At 70.3% G+C, this 24737-nt stretch carries 24 protein-coding genes; 16 read left to right on the top strand and 8 right to left on the bottom strand.

Annotation, left to right across the window (positions count from 1 at the left end; genetic code table 11):
• Positions 1–25: 25 nt before the first annotated feature.
• Positions 26–1117, bottom strand: a complete 1092-nt coding sequence (locus ACQXVK_RS03550) for a GNAT family N-acetyltransferase (protein WP_430852727.1) — start codon at positions 1115–1117, stop codon at positions 26–28.
• 88 nt (positions 1118–1205) lie between these two features.
• On the opposite strand from ACQXVK_RS03550, the gene dcd reads away from it, so the two are divergent.
• The 3 genes from dcd to ACQXVK_RS03535 are packed head-to-tail and all read left to right on the top strand — an operon-like array spanning position 1206 to position 2729.
• Entirely contained in the window at positions 1206–1793 is a 588-nt protein-coding gene (dcd, locus tag ACQXVK_RS03545; protein ID WP_402265418.1) for a dCTP deaminase, read from the top strand.
• A 46-nt stretch (positions 1794–1839) separates the two neighbouring features.
• Entirely contained in the window at positions 1840–2355 is a 516-nt protein-coding gene (locus tag ACQXVK_RS03540) for a helix-turn-helix domain-containing protein (RefSeq protein WP_416394733.1), read from the top strand.
• Positions 2352–2729, top strand: coding sequence for a HepT-like ribonuclease domain-containing protein (locus ACQXVK_RS03535; protein WP_430852726.1), 378 nt, complete (start codon positions 2352–2354; stop codon positions 2727–2729). The genes ACQXVK_RS03540 and ACQXVK_RS03535 overlap by 4 nt, the downstream gene beginning before the upstream one ends.
• A gap of 221 nt (positions 2730–2950) precedes the next feature.
• On the opposite strand, the gene ACQXVK_RS03530 is transcribed toward ACQXVK_RS03535, so the two are convergent.
• The 4 genes from ACQXVK_RS03530 to ACQXVK_RS03515 all read right to left on the bottom strand — a co-directional run bounded on the left by ACQXVK_RS03530 (position 2951) and on the right by ACQXVK_RS03515 (position 8460).
• Positions 2951–4054 (bottom strand): substrate-binding domain-containing protein, encoded by a 1104-nt coding sequence (locus ACQXVK_RS03530; RefSeq protein ID WP_022907053.1) that lies wholly within the window; start codon positions 4052–4054, stop codon positions 2951–2953.
• Positions 4055–4139: 85 nt separating this feature from the next.
• Positions 4140–5432, bottom strand: coding sequence for a multiple monosaccharide ABC transporter permease (mmsB, locus tag ACQXVK_RS03525; protein ID WP_402265409.1), 1293 nt, complete (start codon positions 5430–5432; stop codon positions 4140–4142).
• The gene (gene mmsA / locus ACQXVK_RS03520; RefSeq protein WP_402265725.1) at positions 5429–6952 is read right to left on the bottom strand and encodes a multiple monosaccharide ABC transporter ATP-binding protein; all 1524 of its coding nucleotides are present in this window, start codon (positions 6950–6952) and stop codon (positions 5429–5431) included. Before mmsA ends, mmsB begins: the two co-directional genes overlap by 4 nt.
• A gap of 485 nt (positions 6953–7437) precedes the next feature.
• Positions 7438–8460 (bottom strand): LacI family DNA-binding transcriptional regulator, encoded by a 1023-nt coding sequence (locus ACQXVK_RS03515; RefSeq protein WP_402265407.1) that lies wholly within the window; start codon positions 8458–8460, stop codon positions 7438–7440.
• Between the two features lie 308 nt (positions 8461–8768).
• Between ACQXVK_RS03515 and ACQXVK_RS03510 the strand changes: the two genes are divergently transcribed.
• Genes ACQXVK_RS03510 through ACQXVK_RS03495 form a run of 4 tightly spaced genes read left to right on the top strand, consistent with a single transcriptional unit; the run spans position 8769 to position 13846 of the window.
• On the top strand, positions 8769–10052 hold the full coding sequence (locus ACQXVK_RS03510; protein ID WP_430852725.1) for an MFS transporter: 1284 nt from the start codon (positions 8769–8771) through the stop codon (positions 10050–10052).
• 28 nt (positions 10053–10080) lie between these two features.
• Positions 10081–10857, top strand: a complete 777-nt coding sequence (locus tag ACQXVK_RS03505) for an SDR family oxidoreductase (protein ID WP_022907719.1) — start codon at positions 10081–10083, stop codon at positions 10855–10857.
• 47 nt (positions 10858–10904) lie between these two features.
• A complete protein-coding gene (locus ACQXVK_RS03500) occupies positions 10905–12422 on the top strand; it encodes an FAD-binding oxidoreductase (protein WP_430852724.1) in 1518 nt (505 codons plus the stop codon).
• Positions 12419–13846 carry an FGGY-family carbohydrate kinase gene (locus ACQXVK_RS03495; protein WP_430852722.1) on the top strand — a complete coding sequence of 476 codons (1428 nt, stop codon included), beginning with the start codon at positions 12419–12421 and terminating at the stop codon, positions 13844–13846. Before ACQXVK_RS03500 ends, ACQXVK_RS03495 begins: the two co-directional genes overlap by 4 nt.
• 78 nt (positions 13847–13924) lie before the next feature.
• Here the strand turns inward: ACQXVK_RS03495 and ACQXVK_RS03490 are convergent, their stop codons facing one another.
• The 3 genes from ACQXVK_RS03490 to idi form a co-directional block, all read right to left on the bottom strand.
• Entirely contained in the window at positions 13925–14974 is a 1050-nt protein-coding gene (locus tag ACQXVK_RS03490; RefSeq protein ID WP_416394743.1) for a magnesium and cobalt transport protein CorA, read from the bottom strand.
• Between the two features lie 261 nt (positions 14975–15235).
• Entirely contained in the window at positions 15236–15823 is a 588-nt protein-coding gene (locus ACQXVK_RS03485; RefSeq protein WP_430852720.1) for a glycerol-3-phosphate responsive antiterminator, read from the bottom strand.
• 54 nt (positions 15824–15877) lie between these two features.
• Complete coding sequence (gene idi / locus ACQXVK_RS03480) at positions 15878–16420, bottom strand: isopentenyl-diphosphate Delta-isomerase (protein WP_430852718.1); 543 nt, start codon at positions 16418–16420, stop codon at positions 15878–15880.
• Positions 16421–16441: 21 nt separating this feature from the next.
• On the opposite strand from idi, the gene ACQXVK_RS03475 reads away from it, so the two are divergent.
• The 9 genes from ACQXVK_RS03475 (at position 16442) to ACQXVK_RS03435 (ending at position 24613) form a co-directional block, all read left to right on the top strand.
• The gene (locus tag ACQXVK_RS03475) at positions 16442–17500 is read left to right on the top strand and encodes a polyprenyl synthetase family protein (protein WP_022907725.1); all 1059 of its coding nucleotides are present in this window, start codon (positions 16442–16444) and stop codon (positions 17498–17500) included.
• Positions 17497–18429: a phytoene/squalene synthase family protein gene (locus ACQXVK_RS03470; RefSeq protein ID WP_430852716.1), complete on the top strand. Its 933-nt coding sequence runs from the start codon at positions 17497–17499 to the stop codon at positions 18427–18429. The genes ACQXVK_RS03475 and ACQXVK_RS03470 overlap by 4 nt, the downstream gene beginning before the upstream one ends.
• Positions 18426–20057, top strand: coding sequence for a phytoene desaturase family protein (gene crtI / locus ACQXVK_RS03465; RefSeq protein ID WP_430852714.1), 1632 nt, complete (start codon positions 18426–18428; stop codon positions 20055–20057). The genes ACQXVK_RS03470 and crtI overlap by 4 nt, the downstream gene beginning before the upstream one ends.
• Positions 20057–20398, top strand: coding sequence for a lycopene cyclase domain-containing protein (locus tag ACQXVK_RS03460; protein WP_022907726.1), 342 nt, complete (start codon positions 20057–20059; stop codon positions 20396–20398). Before crtI ends, ACQXVK_RS03460 begins: the two co-directional genes overlap by 1 nt.
• Positions 20395–20775, top strand: a complete 381-nt coding sequence (locus ACQXVK_RS03455; protein ID WP_430852712.1) for a lycopene cyclase domain-containing protein — start codon at positions 20395–20397, stop codon at positions 20773–20775. The genes ACQXVK_RS03460 and ACQXVK_RS03455 overlap by 4 nt, the downstream gene beginning before the upstream one ends.
• Entirely contained in the window at positions 20772–21698 is a 927-nt protein-coding gene (locus ACQXVK_RS03450) for a prenyltransferase (protein ID WP_031262891.1), read from the top strand. The genes ACQXVK_RS03455 and ACQXVK_RS03450 overlap by 4 nt, the downstream gene beginning before the upstream one ends.
• 71 nt (positions 21699–21769) lie before the next feature.
• Positions 21770–22813 carry a Gfo/Idh/MocA family protein gene (locus tag ACQXVK_RS03445; RefSeq protein ID WP_430852709.1) on the top strand — a complete coding sequence of 348 codons (1044 nt, stop codon included), beginning with the start codon at positions 21770–21772 and terminating at the stop codon, positions 22811–22813.
• A 245-nt stretch (positions 22814–23058) separates the two neighbouring features.
• Positions 23059–23577: a hypothetical protein gene (locus ACQXVK_RS03440; RefSeq protein ID WP_022907728.1), complete on the top strand. Its 519-nt coding sequence runs from the start codon at positions 23059–23061 to the stop codon at positions 23575–23577.
• Between the two features lie 4 nt (positions 23578–23581).
• Positions 23582–24613 carry a YihY/virulence factor BrkB family protein gene (locus tag ACQXVK_RS03435; protein WP_402265379.1) on the top strand — a complete coding sequence of 344 codons (1032 nt, stop codon included), beginning with the start codon at positions 23582–23584 and terminating at the stop codon, positions 24611–24613.
• Positions 24614–24737: the final 124 nt, after the last annotated feature.

Genomic DNA, 24737 nt, shown 5'->3' with positions numbered 1-24737 from the left:
CTGCGGCCCGCCTCAGGCCACGCCGTCAGACGCGTCGCTCCCAGATGCCCTCGCTCCCGACACCGACGAACCCGACGGCCTCGTTGACGTCGAGCATCGGGCGGTTCTCCTCGGCGTTGAACGTGATGATCGACGGGTGCCCGGGGAAGTCCTGTTCGATGCGCTCGATGCCGGCAACCTTGAGGAGCCAGCCGAGCCGGTGCCCGCGGTGCTCCCGCAGCACGAGGGTGTCGCCCTGCATGACCGGCTGGTGGGCGGCGTCCGGCACCGCGAGCTGCGTGAAACCGGCCAGGGTGGTCGTCGGCAGGTGCTCGACCGCGACCGTGACCATCGTGCGGGGTGAGCGTTCCAGGTTCGCCTCGTGCTCCGCGAGCCGCTCCCGGGTCCAGACGTCCTCCGGCTCCTCCATGTCACCCTCGGGGGCGTCGGTGCTCATCCGCGTCTCGAGCAGCGCGATGCCGTCGAGCCACTGCTCCGGCGTCGGCCCGGTCCAGGCGTGCACCCGGTACGCCGGTCCGGCGGCGGTCACCGCCCGGTCGTGGAGCTCGCGCACGACGGAGTGGTCGGCGGGCAGCGCGAGGCGGCTGATCCGGTTGACCTGCCCGAACCGCCAGCCGCGTCCGGTGAGGAACCGCGTGCCGGCCTCGTCCTCCGGCACGGCGCCGTGGCCGGTGGGCGGCACGAGGTACCCGGGGCCGGAGGCCGGGCCGACCTGGCGCGACACCGCGTACGTCTTCCACTGCGTGCGGCCGTCGGCGCGGGCGAGTCGTTCGAGGTGGTCGGCCAGCAGTGTGCCGATCCCGCGGCGCTGGTGCTCGGGTGCGACGGCGACCGCGAGCCAGCAGTTCGGGGTGCCCGCCGCCTGCTTCGTGTCGTAGGAGCCGGCGGCCACGACCTCCCCGCCGGCGTCCCGGACCACGAAGAGCCGGCTCGGTGCCGCGCTGTCGAGCAGGTACGGCAGCTGCTCCTCGGGGGTCCAGAGGATCTCGGGCAACCCGGTGACGGCGACCTCGGCGGCGTTCTGCACGCGGACCCAGTCGCGGAAGGACTGCACCGTCGCGGGGCCGTCAGCCATCGTCACGGGCACGTCGATCTCGTGCACGGTGTACGCGGTCATCTCGTTCCTCCCGGCCGTGTGACGCCGCCCGACGCTGGGCAGCCTCGCAGCTTACCGGCGCCCGTGCGGCTGCCGCTAGGCTCGTCGCGTGCTGCTCTCCGACCGCGACATCACCGCCCAGCTCGCCGAGGGCCGGATCGGCCTCGACCCGTACGACGCCTCGCTCGTCCAGCCGTCGAGCATCGACGTCCGGCTCGACAAGTTCTTCCGGCTGTTCGACAACCACAAGTACCCGCACATCGACCCGGCGACGGACCAGCCCGACCTCACCCGGCTGGTGGAGACCGACCCGGACGAGGCGTTCGTGCTGCACCCGGGGGAGTTCGTCCTCGGCTCGACGTACGAGGTCGTGACACTTCCCGACGACATCGCGGCGCGGCTCGAGGGCAAGAGCTCGCTCGGTCGCCTCGGGCTCCTGACCCACTCGACGGCGGGCTTCATCGACCCGGGCTTCTCCGGCCACGTCACACTCGAGCTCTCGAACGTGGCGACCCTGCCCATCAAGCTCTGGCCGGGCATGAAGATCGGCCAGCTCTGCTTCTTCCAGCTCTCGAGCCCGGCCGAGAAGCCCTACGGTTCGGCCGAGTACCAGTCGCGCTACCAGGGCCAGCGGGGGCCGACACCGTCCCGCTCGGCGCAGAACTTCCTGCGGACGGACGTCTCCCGCCGCCCCTGACGCCGGTCGACCGGACGACATTTCGCATTCTGTGTATCGTGGCGACATGTCCGTAGCCACCCCACGACCCGTGCTGCCAGTGTCGGCCGCCGGGCTCATCCGGGACGCCCGTCTCCGCGCCGAACTCACCCAGGTGCAGCTCGCGGAGCGCGCCGGCGTCACGCAGAGCGTCATCAGCACCTACGAGAACGGGCGTCGCGAGCCGTCCCTCGCCGCGCTGCAACGCCTCCTGCTCGCCGCCGGGTTCACCACCGAGATCGACCTGCACCCCGTCGAGGAGTCGCCCCCGCTCCGCGAGCGGGTGATGGCAGCGCGGCGTGACCTCGTCGCGATCGTCACGCGACTCGGCGGCCGGAACCCCCGGCTGTTCGGCAGTGTGGCCCGTGGCGACGACGGTCCGGCGAGCGACGTCGACCTCATGGTGGACCTCGAGGCGGGGCTCGGCATCTTCGCGCTCATGCGGATCCAGGACGAGGCCGAGCAGCTCCTCGGCGTCCGGGTCGACGTCGTGGACGCGGCCGGCATGGGCGGCGACGCCGTCCGCGACGCGGTGCCGCTGTGAGCCGCGACCTCGAGGACCGGCTCGAGGACGTCATCCACGCGTGTGGGGTCATCGGGCGGTACGTCGACGACGATGCGCTACCGGAGGACCTCGTGTACGACGCGGTCCGGATGCGGCTGGTCGAGATCGGCGAGGCGGTGCGGATGCTCCCGAGCGCGGTGACGTCGACCGAACCCGGCATCCCGTGGTCGCGTGTCTCGCTCCTCGGCGAACGGCTCACCCGGCGGTACTTCGACACCACGCCGGCCGTCGTGTTCGGGACGGCGCGGGTGGACGTGCCCTCGCTCTGCGCGGCGGTGCAGCGCCTGCGCGCCGCGCACACAGCGCACGGTGACCGACGGAGCGCGACCGGGGCGGTGGACCGGACCGGCTGACGGACGCGGGATGCGAGTCGCCCGGAACCGTGCCTCCCGTCCGCACGAGGCGCGGCCGACGGACGTTCCCGGTCGTGGCGCTGACCGTCCTGGTTCGCGATCACCGGGTTCCGTGAACCGGAACGGTCACCGTCGCAGGAGAGAACGGCGCACCGCGAACGCGGGACGGCCCCGTCTCGCCGGAGCGAGACGGGGCCGTCGTCGTGCTGTGATCGGGGAGATCAGCCCTTCTTGGCGAGTGCCTCGAGGGTGTCGTTGCCCTTGTAGGCCTCGACCGCGTTCTCCTTGGTGACGAGGACCGGGGTCAGCTCGATCGCCGGGACCGTCTTGACGCCGTTGTAGTTGTTCGTCTTGTCGATCTTGGTGTCGGGCTTGTCACCCTTCGACAGCGTCGAGACGAGGTCGATGGCGGCCTGCGCCTCTTCGGTGGTGTTCTTGTAGATCGTCGAGTACTGCGTGCCCTGCATGATGAGCGGGATCGACGCGGTCTCGGAGTCCTGACCGGTGACGACGGGGTTCGGCTTGCCGGCGGCCTTCGTCGCGGTGAGGATGGCGCGGGCGAGCGTGTCGTTCGGCGACAGGACGCCGTCGAGCTTGGTGTCACCCGAGTAGTACTGCGAGAGCAGGTCGGTCATGCGCGACTGGGCGTTCTGCGCGAGCCAGCCCTTGGTCTGGACCTTCTGGAAGGTCTCCTGGCCGGACGTGACCTTGACGGTGCCGTCCTTGATCTTCGGCTCGAGCACGTTCATCGCACCGTTGAAGAACACGGTCGCGTTCGCGTCGTCTGCCGAACCGGCGAAGAGCTCGATGTTGTAGGGGCCGTCACCCTTCTCGGCCTTGAGGCCGTCGAGGAGTGCCTGCGCCTGCAGCTGGCCGACCTTGTAGTTGTTGAACGCCACGTAGTAGTCGACGTTCTTGGTGTTCAGGATGTTGCGGTCCCAGGCGATGACGGTGACGCCCTTCGCCTTGGCGGCCTTGACCTGCGAGCCGAGCTGCGAACCGTCGGCGGCGCCGATGATGACGACCTTCGCACCCTTGGTGACCATGCCCGAGATCTGCGACTGCTGGTCCGGGACGGGGTTGCCGGCGTTGGCGTACTGGATGTCGGCCTTGAAGCCGGCGTCCTCGATCGACTTCTCGAACGCGGCGCCCGCGAGCACCCAGTTCTGCGAGGTCTTGGCCGGCAGGGCGACACCGATCAGGTCACCCTTCTTGATCTCCGTGCTGGCGGAGTCCGAACCGGAGGTCCCGCGTGCGGAGCAGCCGCTGAGGGCGAGGCCCGCGACGAGGGCCAGGCCGATGCCGGCGATGAGCTTCTTGCGCATGAGATTGCTTTCTCTTCGTTGAGGGGTGGTGCTGTGGTGGTGGGGATTCGTGCGCCGGGCGGACTGAACCGCCCGGCGCCACGTTCTACTGGGTGTTGACCTTCTGCGGCTGGTCCTCGATGGACCGCGGCTGCTGGGCCTCGACCGTGTTCTGTTCGGTGTCCTTGCGCTGGAACTGGCGCATCATGCCGCCGATCAGCGACGGACGACCCTGGGACTTCGAGTAGACGTCGAAGGCGACCGCGACGAGGAGCACGAGACCACGGATGATCTGCACCTTGTTCGACTCGATGCCCATGAGCTGGAGACCGTTGGACAGGAGCGCCATCACGAGACCACCGATGATCGACCCGGAGATGGTGCCGATGCCACCGGCGACCGCGGCGCCACCGACGAACACGGCGGCGATCGCGTCGAGCTCCCAGCCGGTGCCGTCAGCAGGGCCGGAGGCGTTCGAGTAGCCGACGAAGACCATGCCGGCGACGGCGGCCAGGACCGACATGTTCGCCATGACGAAGAAGTTGACCTTGCGGGCACTGACGCCGGAGAGGACCGCGGCGCTGGCGTTGCCACCGACGGCGTAGACCTGGCGGCCGAAGATCGTGTTCTTCGTGATGAAGCCGTAGATGATCGTGAGGACGCCGAGGATGATCGCGACGATCGGGATCGACGTGCCGACGGGGCCGGCGGCGAACAGGTAGGTCGCGACGAGCGTGACGGCGACGAGGATGCCCGTGCGGACGATCGACACCCACAGCGGCGGGACCTCGGCCTGCATCTTCTTGCGGCGGCCGCGGCCACGCACCTCGATGACGATGAGCGCGATGATCGTGGCGAGGCCGATGAGCAGCGTGCCGTTCGAGAAGCCGAAGTCCGGGCCGAAGTCGCCGAGGTAGCCGGCACCGATGACGTTGTACGAGTCCGGGGTCGGCACCGAGGTCGACTGACCGATGATCTGGTTCGCACCGCGGAAGATGAGCTGACCGGCGAGCGTCACGATGAAGGCGGGCACCCGGACGAACGCCACCCAGAAGCCCTGCCAGGCACCGACGAGCGCACCCACGGCGAGGCCGAGGATGATCGCGGCCCAGACCGGCCAGTGCCACACGGAGATCGACTGGGCGACGATGATGCCGACGAACGCCGCGACCGAACCGACCGAGAGGTCGATGTGGCCCGCGATGATCACCATCACCATGCCGAGCGCGAGGATGAGGATGTAGGAGTACTGCAGGAACAGGTTGATGACGTTCGTCGGCTCGAGGATCAGGCCGTTCGTCGTGATCGAGAAGAAGATCACGATCGCGATCAACGCGATGATCATGCCGTACTGGCCGATGCTGTTGCCCTTGCCGAACAGCAGTTTCAGGTTCTTCATGAGACGAGAGCGCCCTTCCGCGCGGAGGTCATGCTGCGCATGAGCGTTTCTGGATCGGCCTGTTCCGAGGGGATGTCGGCCGTGATCTGGCCCTCGAAGATCGTGTAGATCCGGTCGGAGAGGCCGAGGAGTTCGGGGAGCTCGGAGGAGATGAGGATGATGCCCTTCCCCTCTGCGGCGAGCTGCTGGATGATGCCGTAGATCTCGAACTTGGCGCCCACGTCGATGCCGCGGGTCGGCTCGTCGAGGATGAGGATGTCCGGGTCGGTGAACATCCACTTCGACAGGACGACCTTCTGCTGGTTCCCGCCGGAGAGCTTCCCGACGTTCTCCTCGACGGTCGGCACCTTGGTGCGGAGCATCTTGCGGTACTTCTCGGCGACGTTGTACTCCTCGAGGGAGTCCACGACGCCGGCCTTGGAGATCTTCGGCAGGTCGGCCGCGACGGTCGACCGCTTGACGGTGTCGAGCAGGTTGAGGCCGAGCGCCTTGCGGTCCTCGGAGACGTACCCGATGCCGTGCTCGATCGCCTGCTGGACGTTGGCGACCTTGATCTCCTCGCCGTCCTTGATGATCTGGCCGCCGAGCCACGTGCCGTAGGAGCGGCCGAAGATGCTCATCGCGAGCTCGGTGCGGCCGGCGCCCATCAGGCCCGCGAAGCCGACGATCTCGCCGCGCTTGACGTGGAAGTTCGAGCCCTTGCAGACCAGACGCGAGGAGTCGAGCGGGTGCTGGACGGTCCAGTCGCGGACCTCGAAGAAGGTCTCGCCGATCTTCGGGGTGCGGTCCGGGAAGCGGCTCTCGAGCGAGCGCCCGACCATGCCGCGGATGATGCGGTCCTCGTTGACGCCGTCGCCCTTGACGTTCAGGGTCTCGATGGTCTTGCCGTCGCGGATGATCGTGATCTCGTCGGCGATCTGCTCGATCTCGTTCAGCTTGTGGCTGATGATGATGCTCGAGATGCCCTTGGCCTTCAGCCCGACGATGAGGTCGAGCAGGTGCTGGGAGTCGTTCTCGTTCAGGGCCGCGGTCGGCTCGTCGAGGATGAGGAGCTTGACGTCCTTGTGCAGGGCCTTGGCGATCTCGACGAGCTGCTGCTTGCCGACACCGATGTTCTTGATCTGCGTGTCCGGGTCGTCGGCGAGGCCGACGCGGGCGAGCAGGTCCTGGGCGCGGAGCTGGGCGCTGGTCCAGTCGATCACGCCGAACTTGCCCGGCTCGTTGCCGAGGAACAGGTTCTCGGTGATCGAGAGCTCCGGGATGAGCGCGAGCTCCTGGTGGATGATCACGATGCCGGCCTGCTCGGACTGCTTGATGTCCTTGAAGCGGACCTCTTCGCCCTCGAAGACGATCTCGCCCTCGTAGGTGCCGTACGGGTAGACGCCGGAGAGGACCTTCATGAGGGTCGACTTGCCCGCGCCGTTCTCGCCGCAGATCGCGTGGATCTCGCCGGCACGGACGCTGAGCGAGACGTCGGAGAGCGCCTTGACACCAGGGAACTCCTTGGTGATCGAGCGCATCTCGAGGATCGTCTCGGGTGCGGTGATCGACCGGGTCTCGAGTCCGGTGTCGATCGGGGTTGACGCCACGGTGCATCTCCTTCTGCCGCTGCGATGCGGCAGTCCTTCGGGTGGTCCTGCTTGCGGCAGCGAAGGCACAGGAGGTCTGTGTGGACTTCGTTGTCGCGTCCGGTGTCCTGCCTGTGTGACGGTCCATGTGACCGTTCACATCGGCGGAACGGAGGTAATACTACGCACGGGATCGGCGCGCCTGTCAATTCGGATTGGTCGCGTTTTCGTAACGGCCCGCGTGATCTGGCGGAACGCGGGTCCGCACGTCCCCCGCGTTGGGGTACCGGGGCGGGGCCACAGGGGCCCGGAGGCGCGGCTCGGCTCCACTCGGCACCGCGCGTCCGTCCCGTGGTGCGGGAACACGCACGGTGCTGGGCAGCGCGTCGGCGCTTGCGCGGGGGGCGGCGCGTCAGCGCTTGCGCGGGGGCGGCGGGTCAGCGCTTGCGCGGCGCGCTCGTGGAGCCGCGGACGACCAGCTGCGGCACGAGGTCGATCGGGCGGAGCATCGCCGCGTCGTCCCCGGGGAGCAGCTGCTCGACGCAGCGCCGACCGAGCTCGGGGAAGTCCACCTGCACGGTCGTCAGCGGTGGCCAGAGGTGCTTCGCCTCCGGGATGTCGTCGTAGCCCACCACGGACAGGTCGCCCGGCACGTCGAGGCCGTACGACCGGGCCGCGTGCATGACCCCGAGCGCCATCGCGTCGTTCGAGCAGAAGATCGCCGTGCAGTCGCGGTAGCGCAGCAGCTCGCGGCCGGCGTGGTACCCGAAGTCCGCGGTCCAGTCCCCGAGGATCGGCGGCACGACGGGCATGTCGCGGTCGGACATCTCGCGCAGGAAGCCCTGCATCCGCGCCTCGGCCTCGATCCAGTCCTGTGGTCCGGCGATGTGCCGCACGTACTCGTGGCCGAGGTCGAGCAGGTGCGCGGTGGCGAGCCGGGCGCCCTCCATCTGGTCGATGAAGAGCGTCGACGGACCGTCGGCGTGGCTCGTGCGGAGCGCGACGTAGGGCGTCCGCATGCCGAGTTCCTCGATGAGGTCGAACACCCGCTGCTGCGGCGCGATGACGATGATGCCCTCGACGTCCTGGTCGAGCAGGTGGCCGAGGCCGTCCCGCACCGCCTCGTCGGTCGCCGCGGCGATGTTCGCCGTCGTGACCGAGTACCCGCGCCTCACCGCGGCGTCCTCGATCGCCTGCATCGTGGCCGCGGGACCGTAGTGCGACCGCTGCGCCGTGAGCACGCCGATCGTGTGCGTGCGGCTCGTCACCAGTGCCCGCGCGGCGCGGTTCGGCCGGTACTGCAGCTGCTCCATCGCCGCGAGGACCTTGTCGCGGGTCTCCGCGACGACGGCGTCCGAGTTGTTGAGGACCCGTGAGACGGTCTGGTGCGACACCCCGGCGACCCGCGCCACGTCGCGGATGCTGGGCGACCGCGGTTGTTGTGTCCGCGTCGACGCCATTGCTACTCGTTCCTGCCCGGGGCCGAAGCACGTCGATGTGCACGTTCACATTCCGAGCCAGATCATTATGCACGCCTCCGGCATGCATGCGACCTGAGTTGTCGTTTCCGGATCCGATGGGTTACCGTCAACCCGTATCCGGCATATCGCCCGAGCCGGAGCACACAACTGCAGATCGGCCGTCCGCCCGCGGACGGCAGTCGCTCCAGACCTCAGAGAACAGCGACACCCGCAGCGCACCAGCGCTGGGGTGTCGCTGTTCTCTTTTTTGCGTCCACCGAACCCCCACCCACCACGAAGGAGTGGTCTTGACCAGAGCCCGCAGACTGACGAGCTTCATCGTCCTGTCGATGACCGGCGGTGCGATCTTCCAGGTCGCGTACATCCGGTTCGTGTTCCTCGCGGACACCGCGCACGCGCTCCACCTCAGCATCCAGCGCTACGGCGAGATCACGTCGGTCTTCGGCGCCGTCGCCGTGCTCATGTACTTCTGCGGCGGCTGGTTCGCCGACCGCTTCTCGCCCAGGGCGCTCATCGTGATCGCGCTCGCGGGGATGGGCGCCGTCGACCTCTGGCTGTCCACGGTCCCCGGCGAGACCGGCATCGTCGTCGCGCACGTGCTCATGGCCGTCCTCGGCATGGGGCTCTACTGGTCGTCGCTCGTCAAGCTCGTCTCGATGCTCGGGAACGCCGACGAGCAGGGCAAGCTGTTCGGCTGGCTCGAGGGCGTCCGCGGCATCACGTCCACCGTCGTGGGCTTCATCGGCGCCGCCATCGTCGCCGCGGCGATCGCGGACACCGGCGGCGTCCTCTGGGTGATGCGCATCTACGGCGTGCTCTGCCTGGCGTTCGCGGTGCTCGTCCTCGTCGTCGTCCGGACCGACCGCGACGCCCTCGGCCAGGTCGGGCGGCAGACGGTCACCCTCCGGGAGCTCGGCGCGGCGGCCCGCAACAAGTACACCTGGCTGATCGGCGCCTCGATCATGCTCATGTACTGCTTCTACACGCTGCTCGGGTACCTCACCCCGCTGCTGCAGGACGGCTTCGCGGTGCCCGTCGTGCTCCTCGGCGCGATCGGCGTCGTGCGCACCTACGTCTTCCAGATCGTCGGCGGACCGGTCGGCGGCGTGCTCGTCGACCGGTGGACGAGGTCGTCGCCCGCGTTCCTCCGGTGGGCGTTCGTCGTCGCCGCGGTGAGCGCCGTCGGGTTCCTCGTCCTGCCGCACGATCCGGCGCTCGTCTGGGTCGCCGTGGCCCTCATGACCGTGATGTGCCTCGCGGTCTTCACCTCGCGCGGCATCTACTGGGCGCAGGTCGGCGAGGTCGAGGTCCCGCTCGCCCAGCGGGGCGGCGTGATCGGGCTCGCGTCGGGCATCGCCTACCTGCCGGACGCGTTCCTCCCCGCCCTCGGCGCCTGGTGGGTCGGCGACCCGTCGAACGGCGTCCCGCAGCAGGGCGGCGGCTACACCACGATGTTCGCCGTCCTCGTCGGCGCAGCCGTCCTCGGCGTCCTCCTCACCACCCTCACCATGCGCGTCCGCGCGCGGGAACTCCGGAACCGTCGGCCGTCCGACGTCGCCGTCGCCGTCTGACCCACCTCGAAAGGACACTGCACACCCCATGGACATCCGCGACTTCTCGATGGACCTGTTCTCGCTCGCCGGCAAGCGGGCCATCGTCACCGGCGGGAACTCCGGCCTCGGCCAGGCCTTCTCGCTCGCACTCGCCAAGGCCGGCGCCGACGTGTTCGTGCCGAGCGTCGTCGACGACGACGGCACCACGCGGGCGCTCGTCGAGGCCGAGGGGCGCCGCTACGCGTTCCTCGAGGTCGACCTCACCGCCCCCGACGCCCCGACCCGGATCGTCGACGCGTGCACCCGGGCGCTCGGCGGCATCGACGTGCTCGTCAACTCGGCCGGCATCTGCCTGCTCGACGACGTCGAGGCGTTCGACCGCGCGAAGTGGGACCCGATGGTCGCCGTGAACCTCACCGCGCCGTTCGCCCTCGGGCACGCGGTCGGCAAGCACCTCGTGGCGCAGGGCTCCGGCAAGATCATCAACATCGCGTCGCTGTTCGCGTTCCTCGGCGGCCAGTGGTCGCCCGCGTACGCCGCGACGAAGCACGGGATCGTCGGCTTCACGAAGGCGTACTGCGACGAGCTGGCGCAGCACGGCGTGCAGGTCAACGCGATCGCGCCGGGGTACTTCGCCACGAAGATCACCGAGCAGACCCGCACCGACCCGGTGACGAACCAGCGCGTCCTCGACCACATCCCGGCCGGCCGCTGGGGAGACGTCGCCGACCTCATGGGCGCGACCGTCTTCCTCGCCTCGGGCGCCTCCGACTACGTGAACGGGCACACCCTCACCGTCGACGGCGGGTACCTCGTCCGCTAGTCCCTCCCACCGCACACCCGACCCACACCACCGAAGGGCTCACCACCATGATCGAATCGACCGCCACCCTCGACCGCGCCGGGATCCTCGAGCGTCTCGCGACCATCGTCCGTCCCGACCAGCTCGACACCGACGAGCAGCACCTGCTGGACGCCAGCGTCGACCGGTTCAAGAAGTACCAGTCCGTGCACGGCATCCACGACGCTCCGACGCCCGTCGCGATCGTCAACGCCGAGTCCACCGAGGACGTCGCCGCGATCCTCGCCTTCGCCGACGAGCACGTCGTGAACATCGTCCCCCGCACCGGCCGCACCGGCACCGAGGGCGGCCTCGAGACGAGCGTCGTCGACACGGTCGTCCTCGACTGCTCCCGCATGGACGCCGTCCTGCACGTCGACCCGGAGAACATGCAGGTCACGGTGCAGGCGGGCGTGCCGCTCCAGCGACTCGAGGACGAGCTCCGCCTGCAGGGCCTCACCACGGGGCACTCGCCGCAGTCCAAGCCCCTCGCCCAGTACGGCGGCCTCGTCGCCACCCGGTCGATCGGGCAGTTCTCCACGCTCTACGGCGCGATCGAGGACATGGTCACCGGACTCGAGGCCGTGTTCCCCGGCGGTCGCGTCCGTCGGATCAAGTCGGTCCCGCGCCGCTCGGCCGGCCCGGACATCCGCCACGTCGTCATCGGCAACGAGGGTGCGCTCTGCGTGATCACCGAGGTCACGATCAAGGTCTTCAAGTACATGCCGGAGAACAACGAGTTCCACGGCGCGCTCGTCGACGACATGCGCACCGGGGTCGCGATCATCCGCGAGGTCGTCGTGAACGGCTTCCGCCCGTCCGTCGTGCGCCTGTACTCGCCGGAGGACGCGAACCAGCACTTCTCGCACTTCTCGAAGGGCAAGTGCGTGGTGGTGTTCGTCGCCGAGGGACCGAAGGGCATCGTCCGCGCCACGAGCGAGGAGATCCAGCGCGTCCTCGGCCAGCACGAGCACGAGCCGGTCGACCCGTCGCTCATCGAGTCCTGGTTCGAGCACCTCAACTGGGGGCAGGACAAGATCGACGCCGAGAAGCAGGCCATGCTCGCCGACCGGCACCTCGGGTACACGACCGAGGTCTCCGCGGACTGGTCCGCCGTCGCCGACCTGTACGACGCGGTCATGCGCCGCATCCGTGAGGAGTACCCGTACGCCGACGACCTGACGATGCTCGGCGGCCACTCGTCGCACAGCTACCAGACCGGCACGAACATGTACTTCGTCTACGACTACCGCATCGACTGCGCGCCCGAGGAGGAGATCGAGAAGTACCACATCCCCCTCAACGCGATCATCGTGGAGGAGGCCCTCCGCCACGGCGGGTCGATGGTCCACCACCACGGCGTCGGCAAGTACCGCACCCCGTGGGTCGAGGAGGAGCACGGCTCGGCGTTCGCGATCATGCAGGGGCTCAAGGCGCAGTTCGACCCGAAGGGCATCATGAACAAGGGCACGATCTTCCCGGCACCCGGTGCGATCCAGGCGGCCGCCGCCGACCCGGACACGTCGTTCCGGCGCGCGAGCGCATGACCCGGTACGTCGTCGGCATCGACAACGGCTCGCAGTCGTCGAAGGTCACGGTCTTCGACGAGCGGGGCGGGGTCGTGTCCGAGGGGCGCGTGCCACTGCGGCCGAACCGGTCGCCGGCCCCCGGCGTGGTCGAGCATCCGGACGACGACCTGTGGGACTCGATCGCCGCGGCGTGCCGGATCGCGATGGCGGCGTTCCCCGGCGACCCGTCCGAGATCGTCGGGGTCGGTCTCTGCACGATCCGGTTCTGCCGGGCGGTGCTCCGCGCCGACGGGTCGCTCGCCCAGCCCGTGATGAGCTGGATGGACGCCCGCGTCGGCCGGCCGTTCGTCGCCGAGCAGGACGACGTCGGCTGGGTCACCACCTCGTCGGGCTACGTCACCCACCGGCTCACCGGGACGTTCCGGGACACCGCCGCGAACTACCAGGGCATGTGGCCGATCGACACCGACACGTGGCGCTGGAGCGAGGACGAGGCCGCGTATGCCGCAACGGGCATGCGTCGTGCGCAGCTGTTCGAGCTCGTCGACCCCGGTGCGGTCATCGGCGCCGTGACAGACGATGCCGCGGTGGCGACGGGCCTGCCGGTCGGCCTGCCGGTGGTCGCGACGGCGAACGACAAGGCCGTCGAGGCGCTCGGCTGCGGGCTCCTCGACCCGACGACGCTGCTGGTGTCGCTCGGCACCTACATCGCCGGCATGTCGGTCGGGACCCGGAACGTGCTGGACGCGACGGACTTCTGGACCAACTTCGGGGCCGAGCCCGGGCGGTACCTCTACGAGTCCGGCGGGATCCGTCGCGGCATGTGGACCGTGAGCTGGTTCCGCGACCTGCTCGGAGCGGACTTCGCCGAGGCGGCCGAACGGACGGGTGAACGCGCCGAGGACCGGCTGAACCGCGAGGCCTCGGCGGTCCCGGCAGGATCGGACGGCCTGCTCACCGTGCTCGACTGGCTCGCGCCGGCCGATGCGACGTTCCGGAAGGGCTCGATCCTCGGCTTCGACGGACGCCAGGGCCGCGCCCACGTCTACCGGTCGATCCTCGAGGGCATCGCGATGACGATGCGCGACCGCGGCGACGCGATGGCCGCCGAGCTCGGGACCCCGTACGAGCGCGTCGTCGTCTCGGGTGGGGGATCGTCCTCCGACCTGATGATGCAGATCGTGTCGGACGTGTTCCAGGTGCCGACGATCCGGGTCGTGGGGGACAGCGCTGCGGGGCGCGGTGCTGCGATCTGCGCGGCGGTCGCGACCGGGGTGCACCCGTCCTTCGCGGCGGCCGCGCGGGCGATGGTCGTCGAACGGGACCGCTTCGGTCCCGACCCGTCGACCGCGGCCGTGTACGACGCGCTGCGCGCCGTGCACGCGGACGTGACCGCGCACACCGACGAGGTCTACCGGCGGACGGCGGCCATCGTCGGCTGACGCCCGACGAGCGGCCCGGTGCGGGACGGGAGGCGCGGTGCGGGCCCGCACCGCGCCTCCCGTCCCCTCGCCCCGCGACTACAGCCAGTTGCGCTTGCGGAAGATCGCCCAGAGCACGCCCATCAGCGCGAGCATGCCGAGGATCGCGACCGGGTACCCGTAGCGCCAGTGCAACTCGGGCATGTGGTCGAAGTTCATCCCGTAGACCCCCGCGATGAGTCCGGGAGCGAAGAGGATCGCGGCCCACGAGGAGATCTTCTTGACCTCCTCGCCCTGGCGGTGCGCGGCCCGCGCGAGCTGTCGGCTCTCCTCGCCCTGCGCCAGGCTGGCGCTCGTCATCCGGCGCATGGCCTCGTTCTGCTCCTGGGACACCAGGGTCGAGTGCAGCGTCAGGGCGTTCTCGAGCAGCGCCCGGAACGAGTCCACCCGCTCGGTCACCCGGAACGCGTGGTCGAGCACGTTGCGCAGCCGGTGCTGGACCTCGTCGTCGACGCCGTACTTGTCCGCCCCGCGGAGCAGGCCCTTCACCATCGCCGGTACGGGCTTCGTGGCGCGCTGGAACGCCAGGACCTCGCTGAGGAGCTGGTAGATCCGCTTCGAGACGCCGGGGTCGACCTGGCCGGCGAAGAGCTGGTCCTCGATGGCGTCGATGTGGTCCTGCAGGATCTCGACCACGGGGGCGTACCCGTCGACGACCTCGTCGAGCACGGCGGCGGTGACGGCCTCGGAGCCCCGCGCGAGGAACTCCGGGTCGGCCTCCACACGGGCGCGGAGCGCCGCCAGGTCGGGCCGCTCGGCGTGCCGGACGCTCACGACGAACCGGTCGCCGACGAACAGGTGCACCTCGCCGAACTCGACGGTCTCGGCCCGGGTGTCGAACCACGCCGGGCGCAGCACGAGGAAGAGCGTGTCGCCGTAGCGCTCGAGCTTCGCACGCTGGTGGCCCTTGCGGGCGTCCTCCACCGCGTTCTCGTGCAGGTCGAACTCGACCGCGACGGCCTCGAGCTCGGCGTCGTCGGGTCGGAAGAGCCCGATCCACGCGAGGTCACCCCGCGTGGCGAGCGACAGGGTCGACGGGGACTCGACGCGTCGTCCCGCGACGTACACCGCGTTGTCGATCAGTGCCATGTGCGTGCTCCTCTCGGGAGCAGGCAGGCGCGATTCCCCGGGGCACCGGGGAGCAGGCGTGGTTCAGCGAGCGGGCGCGCAGATCGTCCGGGACCGGAGCCGGGGCACGATCTGCTGGCCCGATCGAGGATGGTCACCCGACACCGCGCCTCACCTGCCCTTCTCCTGGTCCGTCGGCCGCGGACGGCGGCCTCGCGGCCACACTCGTGGCCGACGTCCGACCCTACTCCGCTGGCCCGGCCGAGCCAAGTGAACGAACGCTCACATGCCCCAGACGTCGCGGTCGGACGACGCCACCGCGACCGCTCCGGCACCGAGCGCGGCCACCACGTCGGCCTTGTCGCACACCAGGCCGCCGGCGATGATCGGCACGTCCGTGTCCTGGCGCAGCCAGTTGATCACGCGCGGCATGCACCCGGGGAGGATCTCGATCGCGTCCGGCCCGGCCTGCTCGACCACGCGGGGGAGCTGGTGGTACGAGAACGAGTCGACGAGGAAGAACCGCTGCACGGCCACGAGTCCGGCACGCTTGGCGGCGCGGACCAGGTTCGACTTCGTCGAGAGCACGCCGTCCGCACGGGTGTGCTCGGCGATCCAGGTGACCACGACCTCGCGCGCCGCGAACCCGTCGAGCAGGTCGACGTCCACGAACACGGTCTTGCCGGCGTCCTTCGCCCGGGCCACGATGTCCGCGACGTCGAGCACGCTGCCGTAGAGCACGAAGACGACGCCCCGGTCGGACGCGAGGACCTCCTGCAGGGCGGACGCGTCCTTGATGCTCGCGATCACGGGGTCGTCACGGAGTGCCTCGAGCACCGGTCGCGCGACATCGCGTTCCGTCGTCGTCATACCGACCATTGTCGATGACGCGGGGTGGTGGCCGCTGCCCGCTCGGCGGATCCGTCAGCGGGTGATGTGCAGGCCCTGGGTGGCGAGCTCGGTGAGCTGCCAGCCGAGCCACGGGCTCCACGCGAAGGGCGCACCGGCCACCGACTCGCGGAGCGCCGCCTCGGAGACCCAGGCGTACTCGGCGACCTCGTCGTCGGCCGGGGCCGGGACGTCGTCCGTGACCGCACGGAACACCGGGCAGACCTCGTTCTCGACGATGCCCGACGCGTCCACCGCGCGGTACCGGAAGTCGGGCAGCACGAGCTCGACGTCGCGGACGGTGATCCCGAGTTCACGCGATGCCCGCCGGGCGATGGCGTCCTCGAACGACTCGTCCGGCCCCGGGTGGCCGCAGAACGTGTTCGTCCACACGCCGGGCCACGTCTTCTTCGTCAGCGCACGACGGGTCACGAGGACGTCGCCGTCGGTGTTCCGGACGTGGCAGGAGAAGGCCAGGTGGAGGGGCGTGCGGTCGGTGTGGACCGTGAACTTGTCGGCCGTGCCGATCGGGACACGGTCATCGGCCAGCAGGACCACGGATTCAGGAAAAGTCGTCATCAGCTTGGATAGGTTAGGCCAATGAGCGAGGAAGCGGCCACCGTGGCGCACATCGACCTCGCGCTCGTCGACGACTGCCTCGAGCGCTTCTTCGCCGTGTCGTCGGCCCGCGCCGAGCGGTACGGACGCCCGTCGGAAGAACTCTGGCGGGTGCTCCGCAAGGCGAGCATGGGCGGCAAGCGCTTCCGACCGCGCATGGTGCTCACCGCGTACACCGGCCTCGGGGGTGACGACCTGCACGCGGCCGCGCACGTCGGGGCCGCCTACGAGCTGCTGCACACCGCGCTCGTTGTGCACGACGACGTCATCGACCGCGACTGGTCGCGCCGCGGGCAGCCGAACGTCGCCGGGTCCTTCCGCGACACCGGCACGACGGGTGGTCTGCCGCTGCCCACCGCCGAGCACCGCGGCATGAGCGCCGCCGTGATCGCCGGTGACCTCGCGCTCGCCGGTGCGCCCCGGTTCATCGAGTCCGCCGGCGTCACGGGCGACCGACGCGCCCGGCTGCTCGAACTCCTCGACGAAGCCGTGTTCGCCAGCGCCGCCGGTGAGATGACCGACGTCGACCTCGCGCTCGGCGTGATGCCGACGGTGGACGAGGTCCTCCGGATGGAGCGTGCGAAGACGAGCGTCTACTCGTTCGAGGCGCCCCTGCAGTCCGGCGCGGTCCTCGCGGGGGCCCCGGAACCCGTCGTGCAGGCACTCGGTGCGTTCGGCCGCGAGATCGGCATCGCCTACCAGATCGTCGACGACCTCCTCGGGGTGTTCGGCGACGAGGGCACGACCGGCAAGACCGTCCTCGGCGACCTCCGCGAAGGCAAGCGCACGATGCTCATCGCGTACGCCGCGACCACCGACTGCTGGCCGGACATCGCGCCGTACCTCGGTGATCCGCACCTCAGCGAGGAACGCGCGGCCGAACTCCGTGCGACCCTTGTCACCTGCGGTGCCCGGGCCGCCGCCGAATCGCGGATCGCCGAGCACACCGCACTCGCCCGTGCCGAGCTCGCCGGACTGCCGTACGAACTCGCCGACCGCCTGGAGGCCCTCGTGACCGAACTCGTGGAGCGCGCCCGGTGACCCACAGCCGAACGGAGCCGCGTCCCACGACCCGGCTCCCGCTGTACGACGCCACGGCCGAGGCCGCCTCCGGGGTCGTGATCGACCGGTACTCGACGTCCTTCGGACTCGCCAGCCGGCTGCTCACGAAGGACACCCGCGAGCACATCCGCAACGTCTACGCCCTCGTCCGGGTCGCCGACGAGGTCGTCGACGGCCCCGCGACCGAGGCCGGGCTGGACCACGAGCTCGCCCGGACCGTCCTCGACGAGCTCGAGGCCGACACCGAGCGGGCGATCGCGATGGGCTTCTCCGTCAACCCGGTGGTGCACGCCTTCGCGCGGACCGCCCGGGTCACGGGGTTCGGTCCGGAGCTGACGCGTCCGTTCTTCGCCTCGATGCGGATGGACCTCGAGCGCACCGAGCACGACCAGGAGTCCTTCGACCGCTACGTCTACGGATCGGCCGAGGTCGTCGGGCTGATGTGCCTCCGTGCGTTCGTGCACCGTGCCGGCACGCCGACCTTCGACGACTCGGTGCTCGTGGACGGCGCGCGGGCCCTCGGCGCGGCGTTCCAGAAGGTGAACTTCCTCCGCGACCTGCACGCCGACTTCGAGGTGCTCGGTCGCTCCTACTTCCCCGGAGTCGACATCCGGAGCTTCGACGAGGCCACCAAGTGGCGACTGGTCGACGACGTCCAGGCTGACCTCGACCGGGCCGCCCGCACCGTCCGGCTGCTGCCGGCCGACGCGCGGAACGCCGTCGGACTCGCCCACGCGCTGTTCCAGGAACTCAACGACCGCATCGCCGCGACGCCGGCCGACCGCCTGGTCACGACCCGGGTCCGCGTGCCGAACCCGGTGAAGGCACGCCTCGCCGCGCAGGTGCTCGCCGGACGTGCGCCGCTGGGGTCGCGCGCGACCCACCACCGGACGGGAGGCACGGCGTGACCCCGCCCCGCGCCTCCGGGCCGGCACAGGCCGGCTCCACGACCACGCGCAAGGTCCCCGCGCGTCGCGCCGTCGTCATCGGCGGCGGCATCAGCGGGCTCGCGTCCGCGGCGCTCCTCGCGCGGGACGGCTTCTCGGTGACCGTGCTCGAGCAGCGCGGGCAGCTCGGCGGCCGAGCCGGATCGTGGGAGCGGGACGGCTTCCGGTTCGACACCGGGCCGTCGTGGTACCTCATGCCCGAGGTGTTCGACCACTTCTTCCAGCTGCTCGGCACGACGGCCGACGCCGAACTCGACCTGGTGAAGCTCGACCCCGGGTACCGCGTGTACAGCGAGGGCAACGACGAACCGATCGACCTGCGCGCCGACGCCGAGGCGAACATCGCGCTGTTCGAGTCCGTCGAGCCCGGTGCGGGCAAGCGGATGCGCAAGTACCTCGCGTCGGCCGAGGACACCTACGCGATGGCCGTCCGCCGCTTCCTGTACACGACGTTCCAGGACCTCACGAAGCTCGCGGCACCCGACGTCCTCCGGCGCCTGCCGAAGCTCGCACGCCTGCTGCTGCAGCCGCTGTCGGCGTTCGCGAGCACGGCGGTCAAGGACCGTCGCCTCTGGCAGATCCTCGGGTACCCGGCAGTGTTCCTCGGCACCAGCCCGTACGCCGCGCCGAGCATGTACCACCTGATGAGCCACCTCGACCTCGCCGACGGGGTGCTCTACCCGAAGGGCGGGATCACCGAGGTCATCGCTGCCGTCGAGCGGGTCGCCCGTGCCGAGGGCGCGAAGATCATCGCCGGTGCGAAGGTGGAGCGGATCGTCGTCGAGGACGGCGTCGCCACCGGTGTCGTGCACCGCGACCGGGACGGCGTGCAGCACACCGCCCCCGCCGACCTCGTGGTGAGTGCCGCCGACCTGCAGCACACCGAGATGCAGCTGCTCGACCGCGAGCACCGCACCCACGGCGCCGAGCACTGGAAGACGCGCGACCCGGGGCCGAGCGCGGTCCTGGTGTACCTCGGCATCGACGGCCCGACCCCGGGGCTCCTGCACCACACCCTGGTCTTCACGGAGGACTGGAAGGCGAACTTCGGCGCCATCTTCGGCAAGGACCGGCACGTGCCGGACCCGGCGTCGATCTACGTCTGCGCACCGTCCGAGACCGACCCGTCCGTCGCACCGCGGGGTTCGAGCAACCTCTTCATCCTGGTGCCGCTGCCCGCCGACCTGTCCATCGGCAAGGGCGGGATCGACGGCGCCGGCGACTTCCAGGTCGAGCAGATCGCGGACCGCGCCATCGACGTCGTCGCGGAGCGTGCCGGGGTGCCGGACCTGCGGGACCGCATCCGGGTCCGGCGCACCATCGGACCGCGCGACTTCGCCGACGACCTCAACGCCTGGAACGGCTCGATGCTCGGCCCGGCGCACACCCTGAAGCAGAGCGCCTTCTTCCGCGAGAAGAACGCGTCCACCAAGGTCGACGGGCTCTACTACGCCGGCGCCTCGACGATCCCGGGCATCGGGCTCCCGATGTGCCTCATCAGCGCCGAGGTGCTCCTCAAGCGCATCCACGGCGACACCACCACCGAACCGCTCCCGGTACCGCTGCCGCGGCCCGGCACCCCCGGCTGATGCCCGGGCTGTACCTCGCCGGGCTGCTCGTGTCGCTCGTGGGCATGACGGTCCTCGACGCCCGCCTGCACCTGTTCTTCTGGCGGTCGCCGTGGCGTGCGGCCGCCGTGATGGTGGTGGGCGTCGCGTTCTTCATGCTGTGGGACGTCCTCGGGGTCGCGCTCGGCATCTTCTTCATCGGCCCGCAGAACCTGCTGACCGGGGTGCTCCTCGCCCCCGAGGTCCCGCTCGAGGAGCTCTTCTTCCTGCTGCTGCTCTGCTACACGACGATGAACCTGGTCGGCTTCGTGCAGCCGCTGGTCGCCCGGGGCCTCCGGCGGTCCGAGCGAGGCGGCTCGTGACCGGGTCCGGTGCGTACGCGCTGCTCGCGCTCCCGTTCTTCGCGGCGGTGGCGGTGGTCGCCGTCGTCGCCGGGATCGTCGCCGCACGACGGGCCCGTGCCGCCGGCCGACGGTCCGCGACCGGACGGCGGATCGCCCTCGTGACGGGGCTGGCCGCCGGTGTCGCCCTGCTCGTGATGACGATCGTCTTCGACAACGTCATCGTCACGCTGCGCATCGTCGCGTACGACCCGGCACTCATCAGCGGCGTCAAGCTCGGCGCGATCCCGATCGAGGACCTCGCGTACTCGATCGCGGCGATTGTGCTGCTGCCGAGCCTGTGGGTCCTGTTCGCCCGCCCCACCCGGCCATCCCAGGAAGAAGAACCGACCCGATGAACGCCAGCACCGCCTCCCGGCCCTCGACCGTGCGCGCGCTGTTCGTGTCGTCGCGCCCGATCAGCTGGGTGAACACCGCGTACCCGTTCGGCGCCGCCTACCTGCTCGGCAGCGGGGTCGGCGTCGAGGGCGGCGGCGGGTTCTCGCTCGTCGCGTTCCTCGTCGGGGTCGTGTACTTCCTCGTGCCCTACAACCTCGCGATGTACGGCATCAACGACGTCTTCGACTACGAGTCCGACCTGCGCAACCCGCGCAAGGGCGGGGTCGAGGGCGCCCTGCTCGACAAGAGCGTGCACCGCACCACGCTCTGGGCGGTCGTCGTCACGAACGTGCCCTTCCTCGTCGCGCTCGTCGTGCTCGGCGCGGTGTCCGGCAACGGGCCGTGGTCGTGGCTCGTCCTCGCGATCAGCGTGTTCGCGGTCATCGCCTACTCCGCCCCGGGGCTGCGCTTCAAGGAGAAGCCGTTCCTCGACTCGCTGACCTCGTCGACCCACTTCGTGTCGCCGGCGATCTACGGTTTGGCGCTCGCCGGCCCGCACTGGACGGGGCAGCTCGTCGCCGTGTGCGTGGCGTTCTTCCTGTGGGGTGTCGCGTCGCACGCGTTCGGTGCGGTGCAGGACGTGCTCGCCGACCGCGCGGGCGGGATCGGCTCGGTCGCGACCGTCATCGGCGCCCGGGCCACCGTGCGCCTGGCGTTCGTGGCGTACCTCGTCGCCGGCGTCGCCCTGTTGTTCTCGGCGTTCCCGGGGCCGATCGCCGCGGTCGTCGTCATCCCGTACGCGCTGAACGTGCTGCCGTGGTGGAACGTCACCGACGACGGCGCCGAGTCCGCGAACGCCGGGTGGAAGCGCTTCCTCTGGATCAACTACCTGGCCGGCTTCATCGTCACGATGGCGCTCATCGCCTACGCGTTCACGCACTGACGTCGCACCCTGACAGACTGGACGCACGCGCCGCGGGAGTCGTGGCGCCCCAGCCACGAAGGAGTGCACGCATGACGGTCCGGATCATCCACGTCGGTCTCGGAGGGTGGGGCGGCAACTGGGCCCGCACCGCCATCCCAGAGGTCACCGAAGTGGAGGTGGTCGGGATCGTCGACCCGGTCGCGGCGACGCTCGACGCTGTCCGGACGGACCTCGGGCTGCCGGCATCGGCGGCGTTCGCGTCCCTCACCGAGGCCCTCGCCGGGGTCGAGGCCGACGCCGTCGTCATCACGGCCCCCGCCGTCACGCACGTGCCGCTCGCGCTCGAGGCGCTCGAGGCCGGCAAGCACGTCCTCGTCGAGAAGCCGTTCGCGAACTCCACCGACGAGGCCGTCACCGCGGTCCGTCGCGCCGAGGAACTCGGGCTGGTGCTGCAGGTCAGCCAGAACTACCGCTGGTACCCGGCGCCCCGGGTGGTCACCGACCTGCTCGCCGCGGGGACGGTCGGGGAGCTCTCGGCGATCTCGATCGACTTCCGGCAGTGGGACAACGACCTCGCCTTCGAGGAGCACCCGCACTACCGGTTCCCGCACGCGATGATCAACGACATGGCGATCCACCACTTCGACCTCCTCCGGATGATCACCGGTCAGGAGGCCGTCCGGGTGTTCGCGAAGTCGTCGTACCCGTCGTACAGCAAGTACCAGGACGAGGCCGTCGCGTCGATGATCATCGAGCTCGACGACGGGCTCGTGGTCAGCTACCGCGGCAGCTGGCTCTCGCGCGCACCCCGCACGGCGTGGGCGGGCGAGTGGAGCATCCAGGGCGAGGACGGCGAGGTCTGGTTCACCAGCCGTTCCGGGGAGCCGAACGCGGTGGCCGGCGACCGGGTGACCGTCCGCCGGAACCAGGACGACGACGCCGAGACGGTCGAGCTGCCGACGATGCCGCACACCGACCGGCAGGGCGGCCTGCAGGCGTTCGCACGGTCCGTCGAGGGCGGGCCGGCCCCGGCGACGAGCGGGCGGGACAACCTGCGGAGCCTGGCGCTCATGGAGGCGGCCGGTCGCTCCGCGGCCTCCGGCCTGCCCGAGGACGTCGTCGTCCCGTCCTGACACCCGGCGGACGGGAGGCGCGGTGCGGCCCCGCCCCGCGCCTCCCGTCCCGTGCGCGCACCCGCACGCACGCGCGCCCTCACGGGCGCGTCCTCACGCGCACAGCGACAGTTCACGCGGTCGTGCGCGCGTGAACTGTCGCCCAGCGCGAAAGCCCGCTCGCGTCGGCGGCAGCATCGTCCGACGCGCGCGAGGGGACGACCGGACTGGGCGAGACCCCGGCTCGTGCGTGTACGAAATGGGGAATGGCCAAGGACAGTCTCCCCGAGCTCGAACTCGCGAACGTCCGCACACGTGAGGGCATCACGGACACCGTGACCGAGATCCGTCGTCGTGCGGACATCCCGGCGCGCACCCGGCTGGCGATCGCGAAGACCAAGCAACGCTGGCACCGCGACCCCACTCCGCTCGTCGCGATGGGCGTGACCGCCGCCGCCGGTGTCGCGGCGATCATCGTCGGCATCGCGATCCGGAACGACCCCGCCGGGCACCTCGCCCGGCCGCCCGCGTCGTCGGCCTTCACCGCGCTGCTGCCGTTCGGTGCCCGCGGCGGCGACGGCCCCGGTGCGGTCGAGCAGAGCCAGCCAGGACGCAAGGGGCGCAAGGCCCGTGCGAAGGCCGCCGAGGAGTCGCTCGAACGCGACCCGCAGCACCGGGCCCGCGTCAAGCAGCGCGCCGGCATCGCCGCGGTGCAGCGGCGTGCGGCGAAGAACCGCAAGCAGGCGGCGAAGCGCTCGAAGCAGGCGCTGAAGGCGAGGGGGTAGTCCCGTGGCACGCGAGCAGCAGAAGCCCGACGCCGACGACCCCCGCAAGCCCGACAGCCCGTCGGACCTCACGAAGCCGACGCTCGTCTACACGCTGAAGAAGACGCTCCGGGAGTTCTCCGGCGACCAGTGCACCGACCTCGCCGCGAGCCTGACGTACTACACGGTGCTCGCGCTCTTCCCCGGGCTGCTGGCCGTGGTGTCGATCCTCGGGCTCGTCTCCGACCCGAAGGAGACCGTCGAGACCCTGCTCGACATCGTCACGGGCATCGGCGGCGGGCAGGTCGCCGAGCTCCTCCGCGACCCCATCGAGGGACTCGTCCGGTCGCCCGCGGCACCGATCACGTTCGTCGTCGGTGTCATCGGTGCGCTCTGGTCGGCCTCCGGGTACGTCGGTGCCTTCGGCCGGGCGATGAACCGGATCTACAACGTCCGCGAGGGTCGCCCGATCTGGAAGCTCCGCCCGACCATGCTCGGCGTCACACTCTTCACCGTGGTGCTGCTCGTCGTCGGCCTGCTCGCGCTCGTGTCCGGCCCCCTCGCGCGGAGCTTCGGCGACGTGATCGGTCTCGGCGAGGTCGCCGCCACGGTCCTCAGCATCGTGCAGTGGCCGATCCTGCTCGTCATCGCGATCGTCGTCGTCGCCGTGCTCTACTACTGGGCGCCGAACGTCAAGCAGCCGAAGTTCCGGTGGGTGAGCGGTGGGTCGATCCTCGCCATCCTCATCCTCGTCGTGGCCAGCGTCGGGTTCGGGTTCTACGTCGCCAACTTCTCGAACTACAACGCCACCTACGGCTCGCTCGGCGGGGTGATCGTCTTCCTGCTGTGGGTGTGGATCACGAACAACGCGCTGCTGTTCGGGGCGGAGTTCGACGCCGAGCTCGAGCGTGGTCGGCAGCTGCAGGCCGGCATCCGCGCTGAGGAGGACATCCAGCTCCCCGAGCGCGACACCCGGCAGATCGAGAAGCAGGACGAGAAGCGGGCGCAGGACGTCCTCGACGGCATCAAGATCCGCGAGGGCGCCGACCGCAGCTGATCGACCCGGTGCGTCGCCGCGGCGGCGTCGCGCCTCGCGGCGTCGCGCCTCGCGGCGTCGCGGTGATGCGCTCGACGGGCCAGGAGGCGCGGTTCGGCCTGGGCAGACGGCTTCCGTAGGGTGG

This window comes from Curtobacterium sp. AB451, assembly GCF_050585845.1.
Taxonomy (GTDB): domain Bacteria; phylum Actinomycetota; class Actinomycetes; order Actinomycetales; family Microbacteriaceae; genus Curtobacterium.
The sequence above is the reverse complement of the archived record's forward strand: the minus strand, read 5'-3'. Positions and strand labels throughout refer to the sequence as shown.